We start from the raw sequence: 23,079 nt of genomic DNA, 5'->3' as shown, positions 1-23,079 counted from the left end.
AGGAGAAATAATAATACGAAAAATACTTTTTGTTTTATAATATCTCTGGTAGGAATTATAATCTGTTTAGATGACTCAGGGGAGGATTTTAAAATGGCACTTGTTTCAATGAAAGAAATGATGATTAAAGGCAAAAAAGAAGGATATGCAATCGGTCAGTTTAACTTAAATAATTTGGAGTATACACAAGCGATTTTACAGGCGGCTGAAGAAGAAAAATCACCTGTTATCTTAGGGGTTTCTGAAGGTGCTGCACGTTATATGGGTGGGTTTACAACAGTTGTCAATATGGTAAAAGGTTTAATGCATGATTTCGGGACAACAGTACCTGTGGCTATTCACTTAGACCACGGTTCAAGCTTTGAAAAATGTAAGGAAGCGATTGATGCAGGTTTCTCTTCAGTGATGATTGACGCTTCTTCAAAACCATTAGAAGAAAACATTGAAATTACGAAAAAAGTTGTAGAATATGCACATGCGCACGGCGTTTCAGTTGAAGCTGAATTAGGCGTTGTTGGTGGACAAGAAGACGACGTGATTGCGGATAAAGTGATTTACGCAGACCCAGCTGAGTGTAAAGTGTTAGTTGAACAAACAAACATTGACTGTCTTGCACCAGCACTAGGTTCAGTTCACGGTCCTTACAAAGGCGAACCGAATCTTGGATTTGAAGAAATGGAAATTATCTCAAGTCAATCGGATCTTCCGCTTGTATTACACGGTGGTACAGGTATTCCGTTAAAAGATATTCAACGTGCGATTTCTCTTGGAACAGCAAAAATTAACGTAAATACTGAGAACCAAATCGAAGGTACAAAAGCAGTTCGCCAAGTACTTGCTGAAGATACAGAAGTCTACGATCCGCGAAAATACCTTGGGCCAATGAAAGAAGCGATTAAAGCATCAGTAATTGCTAAAATGCGCGAAATCGGTAGCTCACAAAAAGCATAAAATTTGAGAAATAGAAGAAGATAACCATTATACGGATGGCGTTAGCTCCTTCCTATTACTTTCATTATAAGAATATTCCTGAAGCAATATAAATATCTCGGGCATAGGCGTTACTTTAGTGAGCATGCTTCGAATGTTTGGAATACAGGAGACAATTCTATAGAAGACAATGCGTTATACATTTTAGATAAATCAAATTGGCTCTGTTTTATGTATTTTAGGCAAGCATTTTGATTTGATTGTAAGGATACTTTTTATTAATTAGGAGGAAAAAGTATGAAGTTTTTTATTGACACGGCTAATTTTGAAGAAATTAAAGAAGCGCATAGTTGGGGGATTATCTCAGGTGTGACAACGAATCCTTCGTTAGTTGCAAAAGAAGATGTTCCTTTTCATGATAGATTACGTGAAATTACAGAACTTGTAGATGGTTCTGTTAGTGCAGAGGTTATCGCATTAGACGCGGAAGGTATGATTAAAGAAGGACGCGAACTTGCGGCAATTGCACCAAATATTACGGTTAAATTGCCAATGACACCAGAAGGGTTAAAGGCGTGTTCGGTATTTGCAAAAGAAGGCATTAAAACAAATGTTACGTTAATTTTCAGTGCAAACCAAGCACTACTAGCTGCACGAGCAGGCGCTACATATGTCTCTCCATTCCTTGGAAGATTGGATGATATTGGGCAAGATGGCATGACGCTAGTGAGCACAATTGCGGACATTTTTGTTCATCATAATATTAAAACTGAGATTATTGCAGCTTCAATTCGTAATCCACTTCATATTACAGATGCAGCACTTCACGGAGCACATATCGCAACGACACCATTTAATGTATTAAAACAACTATTCAACCATCCGTTGACAGATAAAGGAATCGAAGCATTTCTTGCGGATTGGGAAGGTCGAAAAAGCAAGTGAGTTTAAAGGACATGGAAGTCTATAAAATCAAAGGTGGAAAACGATTACAAGGAACGATTAAAGTGAGTGGTGCTAAAAATAGTGCAGTGGCTTTAATTCCTGCCTCGATTTTGGCAAGCACTCCAGTGACAATTGAAGGTTTGCCTGAGATTTCAGATGTCCTAACTTTACAATCGCTACTTGAAGATGTCGGTGGAGCAGTCACATTTGAAAACGGTGAAATGACAATTGATCCATCTAATATTGTCTCTATGCCGATGCCGAATGGGAATGTGAAAAAATTGCGCGCATCCTATTATTTAATGGGCGCAATGCTGGGCAGGTTTAAAAATGCTGTTATCGGACTTCCGGGTGGCTGCCATCTAGGACCGCGCCCAATTGATCAGCATATAAAGGGATTCGAAGCACTTGGTGCGAAAGTAACGAATGAGCATGGTGCGATTTATTTGCGTGCTGAAGAATTACGTGGTGCTAAAATTTATTTGGACGTCGCAAGTGTAGGTGCAACGATTAATATTATGCTTGCTGCAGTTTTAGCAAAAGGGAAAACGACGATTGAAAATGCAGCAAAAGAACCGGAAATTATTGATGTAGCTACATTGTTATCCAATATGGGGGCAAACATTAAAGGTGCTGGTACAAACGTCATTCGTATTGAAGGTGTAGAGGAACTTCACGGTACCCGACATACGATTATTCCCGACCGCATCGAAGCGGGGACGTTTATGATTATGGCTGCCGCTATTGGCGATGGCGTAACGATAGATAATGTAATCCCTTTTCACGTAGAAGCGCTGACGGCTAAGCTTCGAGAAATGGGTGTAGAAGTAATTGAAGAAGACGAGCGTGTGATCATCCCGAAAGCAGCAGAAGCGTTACATAGCGTGGATGTGAAAACCCTTGTCTATCCTGGTTTTCCGACAGACTTACAACAACCTTTTTCAGTGTTATTAACACAAGCGACTGGCACGTCTGTCATTACGGATACGATTTATTCTGCAAGATTTAAACAAATTGATGAAATCGGTAGAATGAATGCTACGGCTCGAGTTGAAGGGCGAACGGCAATTATCACGGGGCCTAGTGAGTTACAAGCTGCAAGTGTTCGGGCAACTGATTTGCGTGCAGGTGCAGCGCTTGTTCTAGCTGGATTACTAGCAGACGGTGAGACTGAAATTAGGGAAATTCAACACATTGAGCGAGGCTATAGCTCGTTAATAAAAAAATTACGTGGTATTGGTGCAGATATCCGTAAAGAAATCATTACAGAAGAAGCAACAGTGCGGGAATAGTTTCGCTATGACCCATTAAATCTCTATGACAAAATAAAGAAGATTATAGTTTGTGAATGTATCCAAAATACGGGAGGAACATATACATGGAACGCAGTTTATCGATGGAATTAGTACGGGTTACCGAAGCGGCGGGTGTTGCAGCTGCAAGATGGATGGGACGCGGATTGAAAAATGAAGCGGACGGAGCAGCTACTTCAGCCATGCGGATGGTTTTTGATACAATTCCAATGCAAGGAACCGTAGTCATTGGTGAAGGAGAAATGGACGAAGCACCAATGCTGTATATCGGAGAGGAACTCGGTATGGGAAATGGCCCAGCAGTTGATGTTGCAGTTGACCCTTTAGAAGGAACAAGTATCGTTGCTTCTGGTGGTTGGAACGCTCTGGCTGTTCTAGCAATTGCAGACCGAGGGAACCTGCTTCACGCCCCGGATATGTATATGGATAAGATTGCCGTCGGCCCTGAAGCTGTCGGGAAAGTACACATCGATGCATCGATTAAAGAGAATTTGCAAGCTGTTGCGAAAGCGAAAAACAAAGATATCGAAGACGTTGTCGCGACTGTTTTAAATCGACCGCGTCATGAACAGATAATTGAAGAAATTCGACAGGCAGGCGCGCGCATTAAATTAATTAACGACGGTGATGTCGCTGGTGCAATTAATACCGCATTTGGTGAAACCGGAGTAGACATTTTATTTGGACTCGGTGGTGCACCGGAAGGCGTTATCTCTGCGGTTGGATTAAAATGTCTTGGTGGAGAAATTCAAGGTAGACTTGTACCATCCAATGACGCTGAAGCCGAAAGATGTAAAAGAATGGGGATTGATGTGAATCAAGTCCTTTACATGGATGATTTTGTAAAAGGTGACGACGCCATATTTGCCGCTACTGGTGTAACAGACGGAGAATTACTTCGTGGCGTGAGATTCACAGGAGCATACAGTGAAACACACTCACTCGTTATGCGTTCCAAATCAGGTACAATTCGATTTGTGGAAGGTCGCCACAGTATGAAGAAAAAACCTCTACTTGTTATGCAAGAATAAAACAATCCTGCACAGCCTTCTGTTATGGAATCTTTTTTGTAACAGAAGGTATAAGTGCATAGCTACGATGCTTACCCTTAAACTATTCAAAACAAAACCTCGTGAGTTAATTTCATAATGGCTAGTTATAGTAAAATATCCAAACATTCGAAAATGGAAGATTGTAATCAATCGTTCATGTGGTCCGATTTTCGTGTTGAACGGAAATGAACTGCAAATTAGATGTTTATGTAATGTTTATTTTCTAGTTTAAATGTGCAAGTTTTAATGAATATCATTTGAAATTGATTCACAAATTCTTTACCCCCATAAAATTAAAAGAGTGGTGCCGAAAAAATGACAACATTAACAATGTCAGCGCTAGAAAATATGACTTTAAAAGAGTTATACGAGCATGCGCGACAATTTAAAATATCCTATTATGCTAAAATGACGAAAAAGGAACTGATTTTTGCAATCTTGAAGCAGCGTGCCGAACAGGAAGGGTTCTTCTTTATGGACGGTGTGCTAGAAATTATACAATCGGAAGGATACGGATTTTTACGTCCAATCAATTATTCTTCGAGTTCTGAGGACATTTATATTTCCGCATCTCAAATCCGCCGTTTTGATTTAAGAAATGGAGATAAAGTTGCAGGGAAAGTGAGACCGCCAAAAGAATCAGAACGTTACTACGGTTTATTACAAGTAGAAGCAGTAAACGGAGAAAACCCGGATGATGCACGAAATCGAGTTCATTTCCCAGCCTTAACACCGCTTTATCCGGATCGTCAAATTAAATTAGAAACAAGTCCAACGAAACTATCTACTAGAATTATGGACCTCGTTGCTCCTGTTGGTTTCGGCCAACGTGGACTAATTGTTGCCCCGCCTAAAGCAGGTAAAACAATGCTATTAAAAGAAATTGCCAACTCAATCACAACCAACCATCCTGAAACAGAACTTATCGTATTACTCATTGATGAACGACCAGAAGAAGTGACGGATATCGAAAGGTCAGTCAATGCGGATGTCGTCAGTTCGACATTTGACGAATTACCGGAAAACCATATTAAAGTTGCAGAGCTTGTTTTGGAGCGTGCAATGCGACTTGTCGAACATAAAAAAGATGTCGTCATTTTGATGGATTCCATTACGAGACTTGCGCGTGCTTACAACCTGGTCATTCCACCAAGTGGTCGAACGTTATCAGGGGGAATTGACCCAGCTGCATTCCACCGTCCAAAACGATTCTTCGGTGCAGCACGTAATTTAGAAGAGGGCGGTAGTTTAACAATCTTAGCGACGGCACTCGTTGAAACGGGATCTCGTATGGATGAAGTCATTTATGAAGAATTTAAAGGGACTGGAAACCAAGAACTTCACTTAGACCGTCATCTTGCGGAGCGCCGTATATTCCCGGCACTCGATATTCGACGATCTGGTACAAGAAAAGAAGAGTTACTCATTCCGAAAGATCAGCTCGATAAATTATGGGCCATTCGAAAAACATTTTCAGATGCGCCTGACTTTGTGGAGCGTTTCTTGAAAAAGCTACGCCAAGCTAAAACGAATGAAGAATTTTTCGAAAAGCTCAATACCGAAATGAAGGCACATCGTAACGGTAAAGGGTTATTATAAAAAGAAAAGCGTGATTTACTCTTGTTTGAGTAGGTTGCGCTTTTTTAGATTAGAAGTCTGTAATAAATGAGTCTATATGACGTGAGAGCGTAAAATCTAATTGAAAGGTTGCACATTAGAGGTGGATTTGTTATAATTTTTGAGGTATCGTAAAAACGATCTGCTGCATATACGGCTGGCTTATTCGGGTCGTGTAAGGCATCAGTCTTATAAAAAATTCTGTTCCAGATGGTTCAGAGCGAGAGGAGCGAGATTGATGAAGGCAGGAATTCATCCAGAATACAAACAAGCAACAGTTAATTGTTCATGTGGAAACACATTCGAAACAGGTTCTGTAAAAGAGGACATCCGTGTTGAAGTTTGTTCAGAATGTCACCCATTCTACACTGGACGCCAAAAATTTGCTGCAGCGGACGGCCGTGTCGACCGTTTCAACAAAAAATATGGCCTCAAAGAAGAAGGACGCGACGAAGAATAATAGCTTCACTGAAAATACCCGTCTAGGTGTGAATCGCACCGGGCGGGTATTTTCTGTTCATTGTCAAAATGGGAAAACTCAAACTAATTTAGAACGTCTAGAATATTTCAAGTTACACATCCTTTCTTTGCGGGGATTCATTTGTTTTATTGCAAAGAATAGGGGAAGCTTTTTTGTTATACAGATTGGTTAACAATCTTGTTTGGATTTTATTATGCAATTATGCATTTACATATTTATTAGGAAAGGTGAGAGCAGGATGTACGCAACAGTTCAAGGAGGATGGATTGAAGTCATTTGCGGTAGTATGTTTTCTGGAAAATCTGAAGAACTTATTCGTCGAATTAAACGTGCGCAATTTGCAAAACAACAAATTGCCGTATTTAAACCAGAAATCGATAATCGGTACAGCAATGAAGCGGTAGTGAGCCATAATGGAACAAAAGTGATCGCCATTCCCGTCGCAAGTTCAGCTCATATTAAGGAGTTCAATAAAGAGGGTTATGACATCATCGCGATAGATGAAGCACAATTTTTCGATGATGAAATCGTTGAGACGGTCATGGAACTTGCTGACGAAGGATTCCGCGTTATCCTCGCAGGGCTTGATCAAGATTTTCGAGGAGAACCCTTTGGTCCGATGCCACGACTTATGGCAGTTGCTGAACTCGTCACAAAATTACAAGCTGTATGTACAGTGTGTGGGTCGCCAGCAAGTCGAACGCAGCGCCTAATTAACGGTGTTCCAGCTGGTTATGATGATCCAGTAATACTAGTCGGTGCTTCTGAAGCGTACGAAGCAAGATGCCGCCAACATCATGAAGTCCCAAAAGGTATTTCTGTTGCAGCTACTTTAAATAAATAATCGCGTGCCGCCCATTCACTTGATTGAATGGGTTTTTTCAATTTTGACGGCAATGTGCGGACTTTGAAATGGATATTAGCAATGTTAATGGGAAAGAATGCAGTACTGTGGTGAAAGTACGCAACGTTTCAGGAAAAGTATGCAACGTTTTCCGAAGTACGCAACGCTGTCATGAAAGTACACAACGTTTCCGTAAAAGCTTGCAACGGAATCCATCATTTCCGTCATAATGGAGAAAAAACTGTATTTACTCGTGAAATTACCGTACAATAAACATACAAATCAGTGTTAGAATGAGGTGCCTACTATGTTTGAACGACTTCAAATTGTGGAAGATCGATATGAACAATTGAACGAATTGCTGAGCGATCCGGAAATCGTCAGTGATGCAACAAAACTTCGTGATTATTCAAAGGAGCAATCAGGTTTACAGGAGACAGTTGATGTATTCCGTGAATATAAAAGAGTGATTGAAGAGCGAAATAGCGCAAAGAGTTTACTTGAAGAGTCACTGGATGATGACATGAAAGAACTCGTGACGCTTGAGGTTACTGAACTAGAAGAACAAATTGAACCGCTTGAAGAAAAGCTCAAAATTTTACTCATTCCGAAAGACCCGAATGATGATAAAAACGTCATCATGGAAGTCCGGGGTGCTGCAGGTGGAGATGAAGCGGCTTTATTTGCGGGGAATCTTTACAGAATGTATAGCCGCTATGCGGAAATGAACAACTGGAAAATAGAAGTCATTGATTCATCGCCAACTGAATTAGGCGGTTTTAAAGAAATTATCTTCATGATTACTGGGAATGGTGCTTATTCAAGATTAAAATTTGAAAACGGCGCGCATCGTGTTCAAAGAGTTCCTGAAACTGAGTCAGGCGGAAGAACGCATACGTCAACGGCTACGGTAGCATGTTTACCGGAAGCGGAAGATGTCGACATTGAAATTCTTCGTGAAGATTTAAAAATCGATACGTATCGTTCAAGTGGTGCAGGTGGTCAGCACGTAAACACAACAGACTCTGCCGTTCGTATTACCCACTTACCAACTGGAATTGTTGTCTCCATGCAGGATGAGAAATCGCAAATTAAAAACCGTGAAAAAGCGATGAAGGTATTAAAAGCGCGTGTCTATGATGCAGCACAACAAGAAGCGCAAGCGGAATATGCTGCGACCCGTAAATCTGCTGTTGGAACCGGGGATCGTTCGGAGAGAATTCGGACCTATAACTACCCGCAAAACCGTGTAACTGATCACCGCATTGGATTAACCATTCAAAAGCTTGATCAAATCATTGACGGTAATCTCGATGAAATCATCGATGCGCTTATTATTGAAGATCAAGCCCATCGGCTAGAAAGTTTAAATACGAATGACTGAACGTATTTATGAGGCCCAAAATAGGGCTTTTTCTTTATTAGAAGAAAAAGGATTAGATACAGGCAGCGTTAGAATCTTAATGGAATATGTGACGGGGCATTCTCATGCATCGCTTTTGGCGAATATGAGAACGCCTCTTACTGAGGAACAACAACGTAATTTTTGGCGAAAAGTTGATGAACTACTTGAAGGTAAGCCAGTTCAATATGTAATCGGTCATGAAATTTTTTATGGTCGAAAGTATAACGTAAATGAACATGTATTAATTCCACGGCCTGAAACGGAAGAGTTAATCGTAGAAGCGCTCGAGCGAATGAAACGCCTGTTTCACAAACCGGATCTCTCAATCGCGGATATTGGAACTGGAAGCGGTGCGATTGCGATTACGATGAAATTGGAAAGTCCTGAAGCACGGGTAACTGCAACGGACATTAGTGAACCTGCATTGCAAGTTGCGAAACAGAATGCAACCGAGCTCAAAGCGGCAATTCATTTTAAAGAAGGCGACTTATCAGTGCCAATTGCGAATCAGACATGGGATGTCGTGTTATCGAATCCGCCTTATATTGCACGAAGTGAAGCGTCTGAAATGACGGACACCGTTTTAGATTATGAACCACACAGTGCTTTATTTGCGGAGGAAGATGGGCTTTATTGTTATCGAAAGTTAGCAGAGCAACTTCCAAAACTGATGAATAAACCTGGGTTGATTGGTGTGGAAATTGGGCATGCGCAAGGAAAAGCTGTGTACAATTTATTTGCCGAATCGTTTCCGAATGCTGTCATAGAGATGGTTAAAGATATCAACGGAAAAAATCGAATGCTATTTTGTGAGATTCGTGAATAAAACTTGTAATCCGTGGTAACAATGTTTGTAGGAGGAGATAGACATGTTACCAGATTACGAGATTACAAAAACTAACCAACCAAAACATAAATTCATTACATTTCTAGAATTTGTACTCATTCTAATTATTTTTCAATCCGCCATTATGCTATTGACTGGTGGAGAAAATGAAGAAGCCATTCAATTTCGGATTTTAGCGCATTCAAATACAGAAAAAGACCAGCTAGAAAAACGGGAAATTCAACAAGAAATTGCACCACTTATTCAACATGCGGTTGCAACCTCTAACTCAAATGATGAGCTTGTGGATAAGTTTAAACAATTAGAACCGGAAATTATTGATATTGCGAACAAGATTGTTCAAAACAAATCGATTTCATTAGAGAGAAAAGATGCCATCATTCCACCGAAAAGATCGGGATTTTATATTCAACCACAAGCGACGTATGATGCATATATATTAACAATTGGAAGTGGACGTGGGGATAATTTCTGGTGTTCGTTGTTCCCAAATGTCTGTTTTCCAGAAAATGAAGAAAAACAAGAAAAAGAAGAAGAAAAAGTAACTTTTTTTGTATGGGAGTGGATAAAAGGGCTCTTTTCATAAAGTTACTCACAGGAAAATGTGGATAAGTCATATGAATTGTGTATAAAGGGGATTTATCGGATGAAAACTATCGTTACAACAGTGGATAACTCTATGGATAACGAACGAGAATATCAACAAGCTGTGGATATGTTGGCGGCGGGAGAAGTTGTCGCGTTTCCAACTGAAACTGTCTATGGCTTGGGAGGGGTTGCGACCGACGAAAAAGCGGTTGAGAAAATATTTAAAGCGAAAGGGAGACCCTCAGACAACCCGTTGATTGTACATATTGGCACACAAGAAGAAGTGGCACAGTACGCTAAAAATATTTCGCTAGAAGCGGAGCAACTTATGGATGCTTTTTGGCCAGGCCCGTTAACATTAGTGTTTGAGCAACTTCCACAAGTCGTAGCCCCGAACGTTACACCGGGAGTCACAACGGTTGGGATTCGTATGCCGGATCATCCTGTGGCGCTTCGTTTACTTCGTACATTAAAATTACCGCTTGCAGCGCCGAGTGCGAATCGAAGTGGAAAACCAAGCCCGACTGAAGCGAAGCATGTTGAAAAGGATTTAAAAGGACGCATTCCACTCATTTTGGATGGTGGACAAACCGGCGTAGGGCTTGAATCTACGGTGATCGATATGACTTCAACGCCTCCTGTTATTTTAAGACCAGGCGGCATTACGAGAGAAATGATTGAATCCGTCATTGGACTTGTTGAAACATCGCATGAACTTAAAAAGGAAGAGGCTCCGCGCTCGCCAGGTATGAAATATGCCCACTATGCACCAGAGGCCCCACTTTTTATTATCGAAGCAAATGAGGAAAAAATTAGAGAAGCAGTAACAGCTATTCAAGAAGAAGGTCAAAAGGTGGCGGTCATCGGTCCGAATAATTTAATGACGACAGCTGCTGATTGGTATTTTGCAATCGGTTCTAATAAAAACGTAGAAGAAATGGCGGCGAATTTATACAAAGCGCTTAGACAATGCGATGCAACCGAAGCGGATCTCATCCTTGCGGTAGAGACGGATTTGGAAGGTGTCGGGGAAGCGTTTATGAATCGGCTAGTAAAGGCCGCTGATGGTAGACGATATCATGCTTAACTAGAATATGTGAAAAATTCTCTGCATACGATAGAAGGACGTTATGCAGGGAGGTTTTACTGTGGAAGAGTTGTTTGCGGCTAGCGTTACAACGCTTGATATTATCGTAGTTTATGTCTTGCTTCGCGTGAAGGGGAGAAGACTGGTACTTGCTTTGTGGACTGGATTTCTCAATGTCATGCTCCCGTTACTTGGTTTTATGATGGGAGAATTATCAGCAACGATCTTTGCTGATTGGAGTGTACTGTTATCAGGTGTGATCTTAAGTCTTATCGGGTTACATATGCTATTGCAAGATAATAATGAGCAATCGACGATGATTAAGTTACATCCTGCATTTATCGCGTTTGTTGTCAGTATAGATGCCTTTTCTGTAAGTGTTACATTCGGAATGTTACAGTTAAATAAATTACTATATATTATGGCCTCTGGAATTTTTGCTTTCGTTTTCTCGCTTACAGCACTTTATTTTCAAAAGAAACTTGGGGTTAAAAATGGAAATCGGATAAGACAATTTGCAGGGGTATCATTGCTCATTATGGGGATTTTGTCATGCATTCGTTGAAATTACCGATGTCTTTTTCTGTGGAAATCAGTTATTCTAGTAAAGAAGGGGATTTATATGAATATTTATTTAATTTGCACTGGAAATACTTGTAGAAGTCCGATGGGGGAAGCAATCTTACGGTCAAAAAATATGGAAGGTGTCCATGTACGGTCTGCTGGCATTCATGCAATGGACGGCATACCGATTGCAGAAAATGCGAAAACCCTTATCGAAAGAGCGGACATGCCTTATACTGCGACTTCAAAAAACATTACAGCTGAGGATGTTGAGTGGGCGGATTTTATATTGACAATGACTGTCGCGCATAAACGGATGCTGCATACTTTATTTCCAGACGAAGTAGATAAAATCCACACGTTAAAAGGGTTTTTAGAGCTTGGTGGAAATGAAGATGTTCATGATCCGTTTGGCGGAAATCTTGATACATATAATCAAACGTTCACAGAACTATCAAAACTCATGGAAGTCCTCGAATGTAAAATTACAAAGGGATGATAGTGTGCGAAAAATTAAGCGGAAAAATGGGTTGCGAAAGAAGTTAATTATATTTGTAACCATTCTCGCTGCGGTCACTTATACGACAAGCGGATTATTTATTAATGTGATTCAACCGAAATTCTTCCCGAATTTAGCGCCTTTTTGGTTTTCAATCATTACATTCGGATTAGGAATCTTTTGGTCAGGGGTTTTAGCTGGCTTATTTAGCACGATTTTAACAAAACCTTTACAGCAACTGGAAGAGGCTGCGATTGAAGTAGCTGAAGGAAATATTGGCGTAGATATTCAATTGCCACGTTCGTCTGATGAAATTCGCTCAGTTGCAGAAGCATTCCAACAAATGGTGTACAGTTTACGGAAAATAGTTGAACAAATTGAAACCAACTTTGAAAAGACAGCAGTAACGATAGAGAACTTATCTGCAGGAACGGGTGCAGCCACAGCTCAAGCCGATGTTGTCGCTTCAACCATTATGGAAATCTCTGCAGGAGCGGAAGAATCAGCTGTGGCGATTCAAGAAACAGCGGAAGCGATGGAAGATATTCGTTTACTTGCTGTAGAAGTGAATAATAGGGCAGGACACTCTTCAGACCGATCGAAAGAAATGTTAGCAGAACTTAACACAACCATCGACGTTTTTAGTGAGCTCGTAACAGGGATTCGTGCCATGTCTGGGAAGAGCGAATCGTTACTTGGAACAATCCGTCAACTTGATCATAATGCAAACGAGATTGGAGAGATTGTCCAACTCGTTGGGAACATTGCGAAACAGACGAATTTACTCGCGCTAAATGCTTCAATTGAGGCGGCAAGAGCTGGTGAACATGGTGCTGGATTTGCGGTTGTTGCAGAAGAGGTACGTATTCTTGCGGATGAAAGTGCTAGAGCCGTGCAAGGAATTGCTCAACTCGTATCTACGATTCAAACGGACGTCTCAAAGGTTGTTGTGGAAATTGAGGAACAAGTAAAAACAGCGGCGCAAGAAGCGGATCGTGCGACTGAAACGGGCGCCAACGTAGAAGCAATGACAGATAAAGTGCATAGTATGGCGGAATCGGTTGTAGAAATTACCGAATTCGTAGAGCATCAGCTGAAGAACATTGAAACGACCGCACGTCAATCGCAGGAAGTGGCAGCGATTGCGGAAGAAACATCAGCTGGCGCACAAGAAGTACGAGCCACCACAGAAGAACAAGTTCATTCCATTGAACAAGCCGATGAAATGGCGGCCCAATTAAGAGAGCAATCAAGAGAGTTATATGAAGTGATTAATCAATTTGAACGGACTTAAGTTGATTTCCTGTAGTTGATTTCAAAATTAACCTAACTACAGGAAATCAACTTTCTTTATTATCATTATTTTATGAAGTTAAATCGAATCATTAGTGAATTCAAGCACGCGAATAGCATACACTAAGCGAACCTTAGTCCTGTTCTTTGAGGCTGTTTTTTTAACGATATAAGTGGTAAAATGAATTTAATCAATTTTATAATTGCATATTGAAAGCCGAACGTTTATGATTAAGATGATTCTATTGTTCGTTAGTTGACTGTTCCGATTCGATGATTGGAGCGGAAATCAACACGAAGAATAGCTCTTACGATTAAACCTAGTGTCAAAACATCATAGAAACCGTCTTCATAAAGCGGAAAATGACTTCGTTCGGATTTCGAGACTAATTTCTTTATTGTGAAATTGACTCAATTATGAATAAATTAGAAGGAAGGTAGCTCAATGAAAATTGCAATATCTTCGGATCATGGCGGCAATAAGCTGCGTCAAGAAATTATTCAGTTACTGGAAGAACGTGGCGTAGAATATGAAGATTTTGGGCCTAAAACTGATGAATCGGTAGACTATCCGGACTATGCATCACCTGTTAGTGATGGTGTAGCGACTGGACAATTTGAGCGTGGCATTTTAATTTGTGGAACTGGCATCGGTATGTCTATCGCCGCAAATAAAGTGAAAGGCGTTCGCTGCGCACTTGTGCATGACGTCTTTAGTGCAAAAGCGACGAGAGAGCATAATGACACGAATGTACTTGCGATGGGTGAACGTGTAATTGGTGCGGGACTTGCGCGAGAAATTGTCGCTACATGGCTAGATACAGACTTTGAAGGTGGGCGCCACGCGCGTCGTCTTGAGAAATTACAAAAACTAGAAAACTGAAACGGTTGGAGGGAGAAATAGTGGAAGCTCAAAATTTATGGAAGCTCCAGCTAGAGGAGCTGTTGTCCGAAATCGCTGAGCAAACAAAATTTGAACGCGGAGGATTTTTCGTCGTCGGCTGTTCAACTTCCGAAGTTGCAGGAAAAAGAATTGGTACATCAGGCGCATTTGAAATTGGTGAAATGTTGTATGAACCGTTAAAAAACTTTGCGGACAAGCACGGACTATACCTTGCATTTCAAGGTTGTGAGCATATTAATAGAGCGCTCACGATTGAACGAATTGCTGCAAAGCACCACCAGTTAGAACTGGTTACGGTTATACCGACTGTCAATGCGGGTGGTTCTATGTCAGCGTACGCTTATGGGCAAATGACTGATCCTGTTGTGGTTGAAGAAATTCAAGCGCAAGCAGGCATTGATATTGGTCAAACACTTATTGGCATGCATTTGAAAAAAGTTGCAGTACCGGTACGAACTTCTATTGAAAAAATTGGAGAAGCTGTCGTGACAATTGCGACGACCCGACCGAAGCTTATCGGTGGCGTCCGCGCAGTTTACGAAATAAATTAAAAGCTGAAACACCTGGTTAGATGCGACAGGTATAAGACGAATCGGCGACGTGGCGTACTTTGCCGCATAGCCGAATTGACTTATATCCCGAGCGTCTAGGTGTTGAAGCTAGACTAAAAAATAATGTTGATAAAGGGGAATAACTAATGGACCATGTAAAAATTCAAGAACTTTCTGCAGAACTAAATCAAGTAAAAACGGGAGATAAAGCTGTATATGATGCAATTATGGCAGAGAAAGATCGACAACAATCCCATATTGAACTGATTGCTTCAGAAAACTTTGTAACAGAAGCGGTAATGGAAGCGCAAGGTTCAGTATTGACGAATAAATATGCAGAAGGATATCCAGGCAGACGTTATTACGGCGGATGTGAGCATGTTGACGTTGTTGAAAATATTGCACGCGACCGTCTGAAAGAGATTTTCGGTGCAGAATACGCGAACGTTCAACCACACTCGGGTGCGCAAGCGAATATGGCTGTTTACTTCACTGTACTTAAGCCAGGTGACACAGTGCTTGGGATGAACTTATCACATGGTGGTCACTTAACGCACGGTAGCCCAGTCAACTTCTCCGGAGAACTATACAACTTCATTGAATACGGTGTGAGTCAAGAAAACGAGCAAATCGATTATGAAGATGTTCGTCAAAAAGCACTTGAGCATAAGCCGAAAATGATTGTTGCAGGTGCAAGTGCATACCCACGTGAAATCGACTTTGCGAAATTCCGTGAAATTGCAGATGAAGTCGGCGCTTATTTATTCGTTGACATGGCACACATTGCAGGCCTTGTCGCAGTTGGAGAGCATCCAAACCCGGTTCCACATGCACATTTCGTAACGTCAACGACACATAAAACATTACGTGGTCCACGAGGCGGAATGATTTTAACAACAGAAGAGTTCGGTCGTAAAATTGATAAATCAATTTTCCCTGGTATTCAAGGTGGTCCATTGATGCATGTCATCGCAGCGAAAGCTGTTGCTTTTGGCGAAGCGCAAAAACCTGAGTTCAAAGCATATATCCAGCAAGTGAAGAAGAATGCGAAAGTACTAGGAGAGGCACTTGTAGCAGAAGGGATTGACATCGTTTCAGGCGGAACAGACAACCACCTTCTACTATTAAACCTTAAATCCCTAGGCATTACTGGAAAAGTCGCGGAAGAAGTTTTGGATGAAGTCGGCATCACAGTAAATAAAAATACAATTCCATTCGATACGGAAAGTCCATTCGTAACATCTGGTATTCGAATCGGAACACCAGCAGTTACGTCAAGAGGATTTAAAGAAGAAGAAATGAAAGAAATTGCTTCAATTATGGCATACCTTCTGAAAAACGTTGAAGATGAAAATGTTAAAAAAGAAGCACTTGAACGCGTAAAAGCAATTACAGACAAGTTCCCACTTTATCAATAATAAAACAAAAATTTCAGGCGCCGCTCAGCCCGGGCAGGCATAAGCAATCCAACGACTTGATGTTTTTGCGACATAGTTGAGCTGCCTATGACCTGAGAGGTTGGCGCCTGAAGCTAGCTATAACAAAACCCTAAAAGTAAGCCACTTTCCATTTATTAGTGAAAGTGGCTTGTTTTTTGTTTATACTAGTACTTAATAATTGTTTCGTAGTAAAGGGGGAATGAGAACCATGAACTATTTATCGGAGGATGAGGAGAAAGTAAGATTACGAGATTGGCTTATTCGTTTTGCAAGCCGTTTTGAAATGGGGTTTATCGTAACTGATCCGGCTGATGACGATGCAATCGTATTTGTAAATAAAGCATTTACCAATATTACCGGCTACACATTTGAAGAGGTGCAAGGCAGAAATTTACGTTTCCTACATGGCGAAGGCACAGATTTGTCGTTAATTCAAAAGATTGATCGTCAACTTCAAAACGGCCATCCGGTAATTGAGGAATTACAACAGTATAAAAAAGATGGGACTCCGTTTTGGAGTGAACTTGTCATCCAACCCCTCCTCAATGAAGAGGGAAAGGTTCTTTTTAATACATCATTTGTTATCGACGTGTCAACGCGGAAGAAAAATGAATCGATCCTTAAGTTACATGAACGTATGTTTATAGGTGTTAATGAAGGGAAAAGCTTGGGAGACCTTTTGCAAGTTGTGTGGGAAGCGATTAGTGCTTTTATACCGCACGGCGGTGGGGGTGCGTATTTATGTGAAAAAGAGGAAAATGAATGGACAGTTCTGAAGTCAACTGCTCTACCGGATTCGCTCATTAAAGGAATCGAAAATAAGGTTGACTTTGATCCGACATTCTCACAATACAACACTGTATTTATCAATGAACTTCCACCGAGTCATGAACATGATTACGTGGAAGTTTGGGCATTGCCAATTTTTAGTTTGGACGGAAAAGTGACTGAGTTGTTTACCGTATTCGTAAAAGAAAAGCATTTATTAACAGAAGAACTTGTCGAGTATTTTAAGAAGTTATTGCCAACGATTCAAATGACAAAAACATTTTTCGAACAAAAACGCCAACTTGAATGGCTGGCTTATTCTGACTCTACGACTGACTTACCCAATAGGCATAGCATGATACATATTTTAAATAAAAAAAACGATGAAAATATCAATTATTTCGTAGCAGCAATCCAACCTGCAGAATACATCACGATTATTGACCTTTATGGACGTGACGAAGCGGATAATTTGTTTGTGCAACTTGCAAAACGTATTAAAAAACTAGGAAGAGGAAAAGATAGTATTGTTGGAAGAGTATCTAGTGACTCCCTAGCTTTTATCAATGATTTGAAGGACAGTAAAGAAGTAGATGACTTTGCGTATCGACTCCGAAGTATTACGGCTGAACCATTTAAAGTGGCTGGAAGAGAAATGTTTATTACTTTAAAAGCCGGTTTCGCGCTGTCAACAGAAGATTTTGATGCAGACGAAATGCTACGCCGAGCAGACGCAGCATTAACGAATGCAAATGGCAAAAACGGCTTGGCGATTTCATTTTATAAAGATTTGAGAAATGAAGAAGCTGTAAAGGAAATGACCATTGTGAATGAATTGTTTAAAGCAATCGCAACGAATGAAATTAACATTCACTTACAACCAAAAGTACAGTTAACGACGGGAGAAATTATCGGATTTGAAGCATTGGCACGTTGGTATTCAAAGGAACTTGGTCATGTACCGCCAAATGATTTTATTCCGCTTGCAGAAAGAGTTGGCAAGATAATCGATTTGGAAAAGGTTATTTTCAAACAAGTGTTCAACTGGCTTTCTAATCGTCAGCGCTCAGGAAAGAAAATGTATCAAGTAGCCGTAAACGTTTCGGTAGATCACTTCTTTCATACGTCATTTGTCCGAATGCTCCAGCGGCTCTCGGCAGAGTACGAGATTGCGCCGCGTTATTTGAGGCTTGAAATGACGGAAAGTATTGGACTTGTTGACTTTACAAATGCAAAGCATGTTTTTAGAGAATTACATGATGCAGGTTTTGAAGTGTCGATTGATGATTTCGGCGTAGGTTATTCTTCACTCAGCTATTTGCCGCAACTTCAAGTAAGTGAGCTTAAAATTGATCGAAGCTTCATAAATGCAATTTCCGATCAAGATACGCACGCAGTTGTCACGACAATTATTCAGCTGGCATCGAATTTAAAGTTGGCAACGGTTGCGGAAGGAATTGAAGAGGCGTATCAAGTAGACGCTTTGTTAGCATTAGGTTGTAAAATTGGACAAGGTTATTATTTCCATAAACCAATGCCTCTCGATGAAGTTGATTTATTGCTTGAATAAACCTTTGGCAATCCATTTTATCGTTTCAATTTATTTGTAAATCAGATTCATAAAGTCTAACTTATATCGCCATAATAGTAATTGGGGAACGTGTTCTCAAACACCTCGTTATTTGGATGTGAACCCCGTACTTCGTCACGGCTTTTCCAGTAGGAATCGTATGCGTGGAAAACCTTGTGAGAACGCAATGAAGAGCGGGTTGATATTGTGCTAAATGAAACCAGTTTAAGTAATTTATTTAAAACAGTTTATAATCTTTAGTGCTAGAATAATTTCATTCTGCTATACTAAACTGGATATTTTAAAAGGAGTGAATGAATATGCCAAAAATTCAAGTGCTAGACCACCCATTAATTCAACACAAATTGACTTACATACGTGATATAAATACAGGAACGAAAGAGTTTCGTGAACTGGTTGATGAAGTTGCAACATTAATGGCTTATGAGATTACACGCGACTTGCCGTTAACTGAAAAAGAAATTGAGACACCAATCGGTAAAGGAACGTCCGATGTTCTTGCGGGGAAAAAACTAGGGATTATTCCGATTTTACGTGCTGGACTCGGCATGGTAGAAGGAATTCTAAACTTAATTCCAGCGGCGAAAGTCGGTCACGTCGGGCTGTATCGTGATCCAGAGACGTTTGAGCCTGTCGAATACTATGTGAAATTGCCGAAAGACGTTTCAGAGCGTGATTTAATCCTAGTTGACCCTATGCTTGCAACGGGCGGCTCAGCAATTGAAGCTGTGAATTCTTTGAAAAAACGCGGTGCGAAGAGTATCCGTTTTATGTGTTTAATTGCGGCACCAGAAGGGGTAAAAGCAATGACAGATGCTCATCCGGACGTGGATATTTATATTGCTGCACTTGATGAAAAGCTTGATGAAAATGGCTATATCGTTCCAGGCCTTGGTGACGCAGGCGATAGACTGTTTGGAACTAAATAAGAGGAGAGATAGCATTGTCAAAAAAGTGGAAAGTAATGACGATATTTGGCACTCGACCAGAAGCGATTAAAATGGCACCACTCGTACTTGAGTTAAACAAGCATAGTGACGACATTGAATCGATTGTAACGGTTACTGCCCAGCATCGTGAAATGCTTGACCAAGTGCTCGCAACATTCGACATCAAGCCAGACTACGATTTAAATATTATGAAAGACAGGCAAACTTTAATCGACGTTGCAACGAGAGGGCTTGAAGGACTCGATAAGATTATGAAAGACGCACAGCCTGATATTGTGCTTGTGCACGGCGACACAGCTACAACGTTTATCGGAAGCCTGGCTGCATTTTATAATAAAGTTGCAGTTGGTCACGTCGAGGCCGGCCTACGTACTTGGGATAAATACTCACCATATCCTGAAGAGATGAATCGCCAATTAACAGGTGTCATTGCAGACCTTCATTTTTCACCGACTGATAAATCAGCACAGAACTTATTGAATGAAGGAAAAGACAAAGACACGATTTATATTACAGGTAACACAGCTATTGACGCACTTCATACAACGGTCCGCGAAGAATATTCCCACCCAGTTTTAGAAGAATTGGGTAGTGACAAGTTAATTTTATTAACAGCACATCGCCGTGAAAACCTTGGCGAACCAATGCGTAATATGTTTAATGCGATTAACAGATTGCTTGAGAAACATGATGATATTCAAGTGGTGTATCCAGTACATATGAATCCGGTTGTGCGCGAACTTGCGAATGAAATATTAGGTGATAATCACCGCGTTCATCTCATTGAACCATTGGAAGTGGTCGATTTTCATAACTTTGCGGCAGCATCTCATATTATCTTGACAGACTCAGGCGGCATCCAAGAAGAAGCGCCATCTCTAGGTAAACCAGTCATTGTTCTGCGCGATACGACAGAACGCCCAGAAGGAATCGAGGCGGGAACGCTAAAACTAGCGGGAACAGACGAAGAGGTTATCTTCTCTTTAACGGACGAACTACTTATGAACGAGGATGCTTACAATAAAATGGCCCAAGCTTCAAATCCATACGGCGATGGACATGCATCCGAACGAATTGTAAAAGCCTTAAAAGAGTATCTATCGTCTACACGACCTTAAAAACAACTTGTGAATGTAATAGGAAAAAAAGTGAACCAATCGAACACATCGTTGTTTGATTGGTTCACTGATTATTCAAACAAAAAATAACGTTCGGTTTAATAAGAAGTGCCGAATTGTATTAAATTGTATAAAAGAGTAATTAAATGGATACGCTATGAGACATTCAATTTGATTTTTGTCGGATGTTTGACAAAAACCGACGAATAAGAAAAAAAAGCCGGGAATCAATTGACATCATTTTTCGCCTACTGTATGATTACAAAGGGTAACAATGATAGTGTTCCATGCATATGAAACTTCAAAAGAAATTCGTTGCATAGAAGACTTATTATTTCACCGAACGCTTGATGTGGATAGGGTTTTTTAAGCCTATTATACATATCAAAAACGGCCGTCCATTCGCAACTTAAACAGGTTCCACCTTTTTCGGAGTCTTCGCTGGTTATAAGGCTGGACAGCGAAGCGGGAACCACCCCGTACATCCTTGAAGTTAATGCTTTACCCAAATCCAGAAATGAGAAGCAGGAGAATCCATGATTATGCAAAATTTGCAGGAAATTCATAGTAGACAGCGTAGAGCAACCTATTTTATTCTTGCTTTATTCGTCCTCGGTTGGGGGTTTACTGAATGGAATACAGTTTTTGCTGGACTTATTTTAGGGACATTGTTTGGCTTGTATAATTTCTGGATACTCGTTCGCAAATCAAAGCAATTTGAACGTGCGTTCGTGGAGGGGAAAAGACGGATTTCAATTGGAAGTGCGTTGCGTTTCGCATCTGGTATTGCGGCAGCGGCAATTGCAACTGCGATGCCGGAGCAGTTCGACCTGATCGGTACGGTAATTGGCTTTGCCATTCCGTATGCTCTTCTAGTAGTTGAGCGGATCATTTACCACGTAAGACAGCAGTAAAGATTTTTCAAAGTAAGGATAAAAGCTTTCAAATAATGCATTACATTAAAATGATTGAAATGAAATCTTACTATATATTGAAAAGTCGAATTCCGAATGAATGAGGGAGGTGAATGAATCATGGACCATGGACATCCAATGCGAGAGTTTATGGGGATGACATTCAATCTATCGAACATCATGATGCTTCTCATAACTTGTATCATTGTATTCCTAATTGGAATTCTGGCAACACGTAATCTGCAGGTTAAGCCAACGGGAATGCAAAACTTCTTCGAATGGATCATGGATTTCGTTAAAGGGATCATCAAGAGTAACATGGATTGGAAAACAGGTGGAAGATTCCATATACTTGGAATCACACTCATTCTTTTCCTATTTGTCTCAAACGTACTCGGATTGCCACTAGCAGTTATCGTTGACAACGAACTATGGTGGAAATCACCGACAGCCGATCCAATGATTACGATGACACTCGCAGCAATGGTTATTATCTTAACCCATTATTATGGCATTAAGATGAAAGGTATAAGTGGATACGGTAAAGACTTTCTTAAACCGTTACCTTTCTTATTCCTACTAAACATCATTGCAGAATTTGCAAGTACATTAACACTTGGTTTACGTCTTTATGGAAACATTTACGCTGGTGAAGTGCTTATCGCGCTAATCGCTGGATTAGGTGCTTCAAGCATTTTTGGATTTATTGGAGCAATCGTACCAGGAATTGCCTGGATGGGCTTCTCTATATTCGTAGGTGGAATCCAGTCATTTATTTTCGTTATGTTAACGATGGTCTATATGACTAACAAAGTTAGAATGGACTAGTCAACATATATAACCCGAAACAAGGGAAACAAAAAAACAAGAAAATTTAGGAGGAAGTATTATTATGGGTCTAATAGCAGCAGCAATCGCAATTGGTCTTGGGGCACTAGGAGCAGGTCTAGGTGCAGCTCAAGTTGTAGCAAAAACACAAGAAGGGATCGCACGTCAACCAGAAGCACGTGGATTCTTACAAACAAACATGTTCATTGGGGTAGCATTAGTTGAGGTTGTTCCGATTTTCGCAGCTGTTGTTGCGTTCATCGTAATGAACCGATAATTAAATGAAAAGATAGGGGATTTATCTTCATAATCCTCTTTTCAAAATGGCGAAGAAATGAAACAGTATTCCTTCGCCATTGCTTTATGGCAAGAAAAGCTGAAGGCGCTGGTCAGATGCGACAAGCATAAGGCGAATCAACGCAGTGGTTTTTTTGCCACGGAGTTGATTTGACTTATGACTCGAGCATCTAGCGCCTGAAGCTAGCCATTAAGAAAAGCTAAAGTTGGACAGTAAAATCAAGTTTCAAACATTATATAATCCATATGTTAAA

General features: G+C 40.6%; 23 protein-coding genes. All 23 read left to right on the top strand.

Translation table 11 applies throughout. From position 1 onward, the window contains the following. Positions 1 to 93 precede the first annotated feature (93 nt). The 23 genes from BI350_RS15705 to atpE all read left to right on the top strand — a co-directional run bounded on the left by BI350_RS15705 (position 94) and on the right by atpE (position 22,805). Entirely contained in the window at positions 94 to 951 is an 858-nt protein-coding gene (locus BI350_RS15705; protein WP_075529014.1) for a class II fructose-bisphosphate aldolase, read from the top strand. A 276-nt stretch (positions 952 to 1,227) separates the two neighbouring features. Continuing rightward, positions 1,228 to 1,875 carry a fructose-6-phosphate aldolase gene (gene fsa / locus BI350_RS15700; RefSeq protein WP_075529013.1) on the top strand — a complete coding sequence of 216 codons (648 nt, stop codon included), beginning with the start codon at positions 1,228 to 1,230 and terminating at the stop codon, positions 1,873 to 1,875. Between the two features lie 11 nt (positions 1,876 to 1,886). Further along, positions 1,887 to 3,167 (top strand): UDP-N-acetylglucosamine 1-carboxyvinyltransferase, encoded by a 1,281-nt coding sequence (locus BI350_RS15695; RefSeq protein WP_075529415.1) that lies wholly within the window; start codon positions 1,887 to 1,889, stop codon positions 3,165 to 3,167. Between the two features lie 86 nt (positions 3,168 to 3,253). Next, positions 3,254 to 4,219, top strand: a complete 966-nt coding sequence (gene glpX / locus BI350_RS15690; RefSeq protein WP_075529012.1) for a class II fructose-bisphosphatase — start codon at positions 3,254 to 3,256, stop codon at positions 4,217 to 4,219. Between the two features lie 336 nt (positions 4,220 to 4,555). Then, a complete protein-coding gene (gene rho, locus BI350_RS15685) occupies positions 4,556 to 5,839 on the top strand; it encodes a transcription termination factor Rho (protein ID WP_075529011.1) in 1,284 nt (427 codons plus the stop codon). Between the two features lie 256 nt (positions 5,840 to 6,095). Beyond that, the gene (rpmE, locus tag BI350_RS15680; protein WP_075529010.1) at positions 6,096 to 6,317 is read left to right on the top strand and encodes a 50S ribosomal protein L31; all 222 of its coding nucleotides are present in this window, start codon (positions 6,096 to 6,098) and stop codon (positions 6,315 to 6,317) included. A gap of 259 nt (positions 6,318 to 6,576) precedes the next feature. Beyond that, a complete protein-coding gene (locus BI350_RS15675; protein WP_075529009.1) occupies positions 6,577 to 7,182 on the top strand; it encodes a thymidine kinase in 606 nt (201 codons plus the stop codon). Positions 7,183 to 7,489: 307 nt separating this feature from the next. Further along, on the top strand, positions 7,490 to 8,566 hold the full coding sequence (gene prfA / locus BI350_RS15670; RefSeq protein ID WP_075529008.1) for a peptide chain release factor 1: 1,077 nt from the start codon (positions 7,490 to 7,492) through the stop codon (positions 8,564 to 8,566). Next, positions 8,559 to 9,413, top strand: a complete 855-nt coding sequence (prmC, locus tag BI350_RS15665) for a peptide chain release factor N(5)-glutamine methyltransferase (RefSeq protein WP_075529007.1) — start codon at positions 8,559 to 8,561, stop codon at positions 9,411 to 9,413. Before prfA ends, prmC begins: the two co-directional genes overlap by 8 nt. A gap of 43 nt (positions 9,414 to 9,456) precedes the next feature. Beyond that, complete coding sequence (locus BI350_RS15660; protein ID WP_075529006.1) at positions 9,457 to 10,020, top strand: stage II sporulation protein R; 564 nt, start codon at positions 9,457 to 9,459, stop codon at positions 10,018 to 10,020. A gap of 60 nt (positions 10,021 to 10,080) precedes the next feature. Further along, positions 10,081 to 11,109, top strand: a complete 1,029-nt coding sequence (locus tag BI350_RS15655; protein WP_075529005.1) for an L-threonylcarbamoyladenylate synthase — start codon at positions 10,081 to 10,083, stop codon at positions 11,107 to 11,109. A gap of 61 nt (positions 11,110 to 11,170) precedes the next feature. After that, the gene (locus BI350_RS15650; RefSeq protein WP_168157277.1) at positions 11,171 to 11,674 is read left to right on the top strand and encodes a manganese efflux pump MntP; all 504 of its coding nucleotides are present in this window, start codon (positions 11,171 to 11,173) and stop codon (positions 11,672 to 11,674) included. 57 nt (positions 11,675 to 11,731) lie between these two features. Further along, positions 11,732 to 12,172, top strand: a complete 441-nt coding sequence (locus BI350_RS15645; protein WP_075529003.1) for a low molecular weight protein arginine phosphatase — start codon at positions 11,732 to 11,734, stop codon at positions 12,170 to 12,172. 4 nt (positions 12,173 to 12,176) lie between these two features. After that, a complete protein-coding gene (locus BI350_RS15640) occupies positions 12,177 to 13,466 on the top strand; it encodes a methyl-accepting chemotaxis protein (RefSeq protein WP_075529002.1) in 1,290 nt (429 codons plus the stop codon). A gap of 444 nt (positions 13,467 to 13,910) precedes the next feature. After that, entirely contained in the window at positions 13,911 to 14,348 is a 438-nt protein-coding gene (gene rpiB / locus BI350_RS15635) for a ribose 5-phosphate isomerase B (protein ID WP_075529001.1), read from the top strand. Between the two features lie 20 nt (positions 14,349 to 14,368). Next, positions 14,369 to 14,920 carry a TIGR01440 family protein gene (locus BI350_RS15630; protein ID WP_075529000.1) on the top strand — a complete coding sequence of 184 codons (552 nt, stop codon included), beginning with the start codon at positions 14,369 to 14,371 and terminating at the stop codon, positions 14,918 to 14,920. A gap of 146 nt (positions 14,921 to 15,066) precedes the next feature. Further along, positions 15,067 to 16,338 carry a serine hydroxymethyltransferase gene (gene glyA, locus BI350_RS15625; RefSeq protein ID WP_075528999.1) on the top strand — a complete coding sequence of 424 codons (1,272 nt, stop codon included), beginning with the start codon at positions 15,067 to 15,069 and terminating at the stop codon, positions 16,336 to 16,338. Positions 16,339 to 16,567: 229 nt separating this feature from the next. Next, a complete protein-coding gene (locus BI350_RS15620; protein ID WP_075528998.1) occupies positions 16,568 to 18,697 on the top strand; it encodes a putative bifunctional diguanylate cyclase/phosphodiesterase in 2,130 nt (709 codons plus the stop codon). Positions 18,698 to 19,017: 320 nt separating this feature from the next. Then, the gene (upp, locus tag BI350_RS15615; RefSeq protein WP_075528997.1) at positions 19,018 to 19,647 is read left to right on the top strand and encodes a uracil phosphoribosyltransferase; all 630 of its coding nucleotides are present in this window, start codon (positions 19,018 to 19,020) and stop codon (positions 19,645 to 19,647) included. A 35-nt stretch (positions 19,648 to 19,682) separates the two neighbouring features. Continuing rightward, positions 19,683 to 20,786 (top strand): non-hydrolyzing UDP-N-acetylglucosamine 2-epimerase, encoded by a 1,104-nt coding sequence (gene wecB / locus BI350_RS15610; RefSeq protein WP_211117215.1) that lies wholly within the window; start codon positions 19,683 to 19,685, stop codon positions 20,784 to 20,786. 542 nt (positions 20,787 to 21,328) lie between these two features. Next, positions 21,329 to 21,700, top strand: coding sequence for an ATP synthase subunit I (locus tag BI350_RS15605; RefSeq protein WP_075528995.1), 372 nt, complete (start codon positions 21,329 to 21,331; stop codon positions 21,698 to 21,700). Positions 21,701 to 21,820: 120 nt separating this feature from the next. After that, entirely contained in the window at positions 21,821 to 22,528 is a 708-nt protein-coding gene (atpB, locus tag BI350_RS15600; RefSeq protein WP_075528994.1) for a F0F1 ATP synthase subunit A, read from the top strand. Positions 22,529 to 22,592: 64 nt separating this feature from the next. Then, complete coding sequence (atpE, locus tag BI350_RS15595) at positions 22,593 to 22,805, top strand: F0F1 ATP synthase subunit C (protein ID WP_075528993.1); 213 nt, start codon at positions 22,593 to 22,595, stop codon at positions 22,803 to 22,805. Positions 22,806 to 23,079 lie beyond the last annotated feature (274 nt).

It is taken from the genome of Sporosarcina ureilytica, assembly GCF_001753205.1.
Classification (GTDB): domain Bacteria; phylum Bacillota; class Bacilli; order Bacillales_A; family Planococcaceae; genus Sporosarcina; species Sporosarcina ureilytica.
The sequence above is the reverse complement of the archived record's forward strand: the minus strand, read 5'-3'. Positions and strand labels throughout refer to the sequence as shown.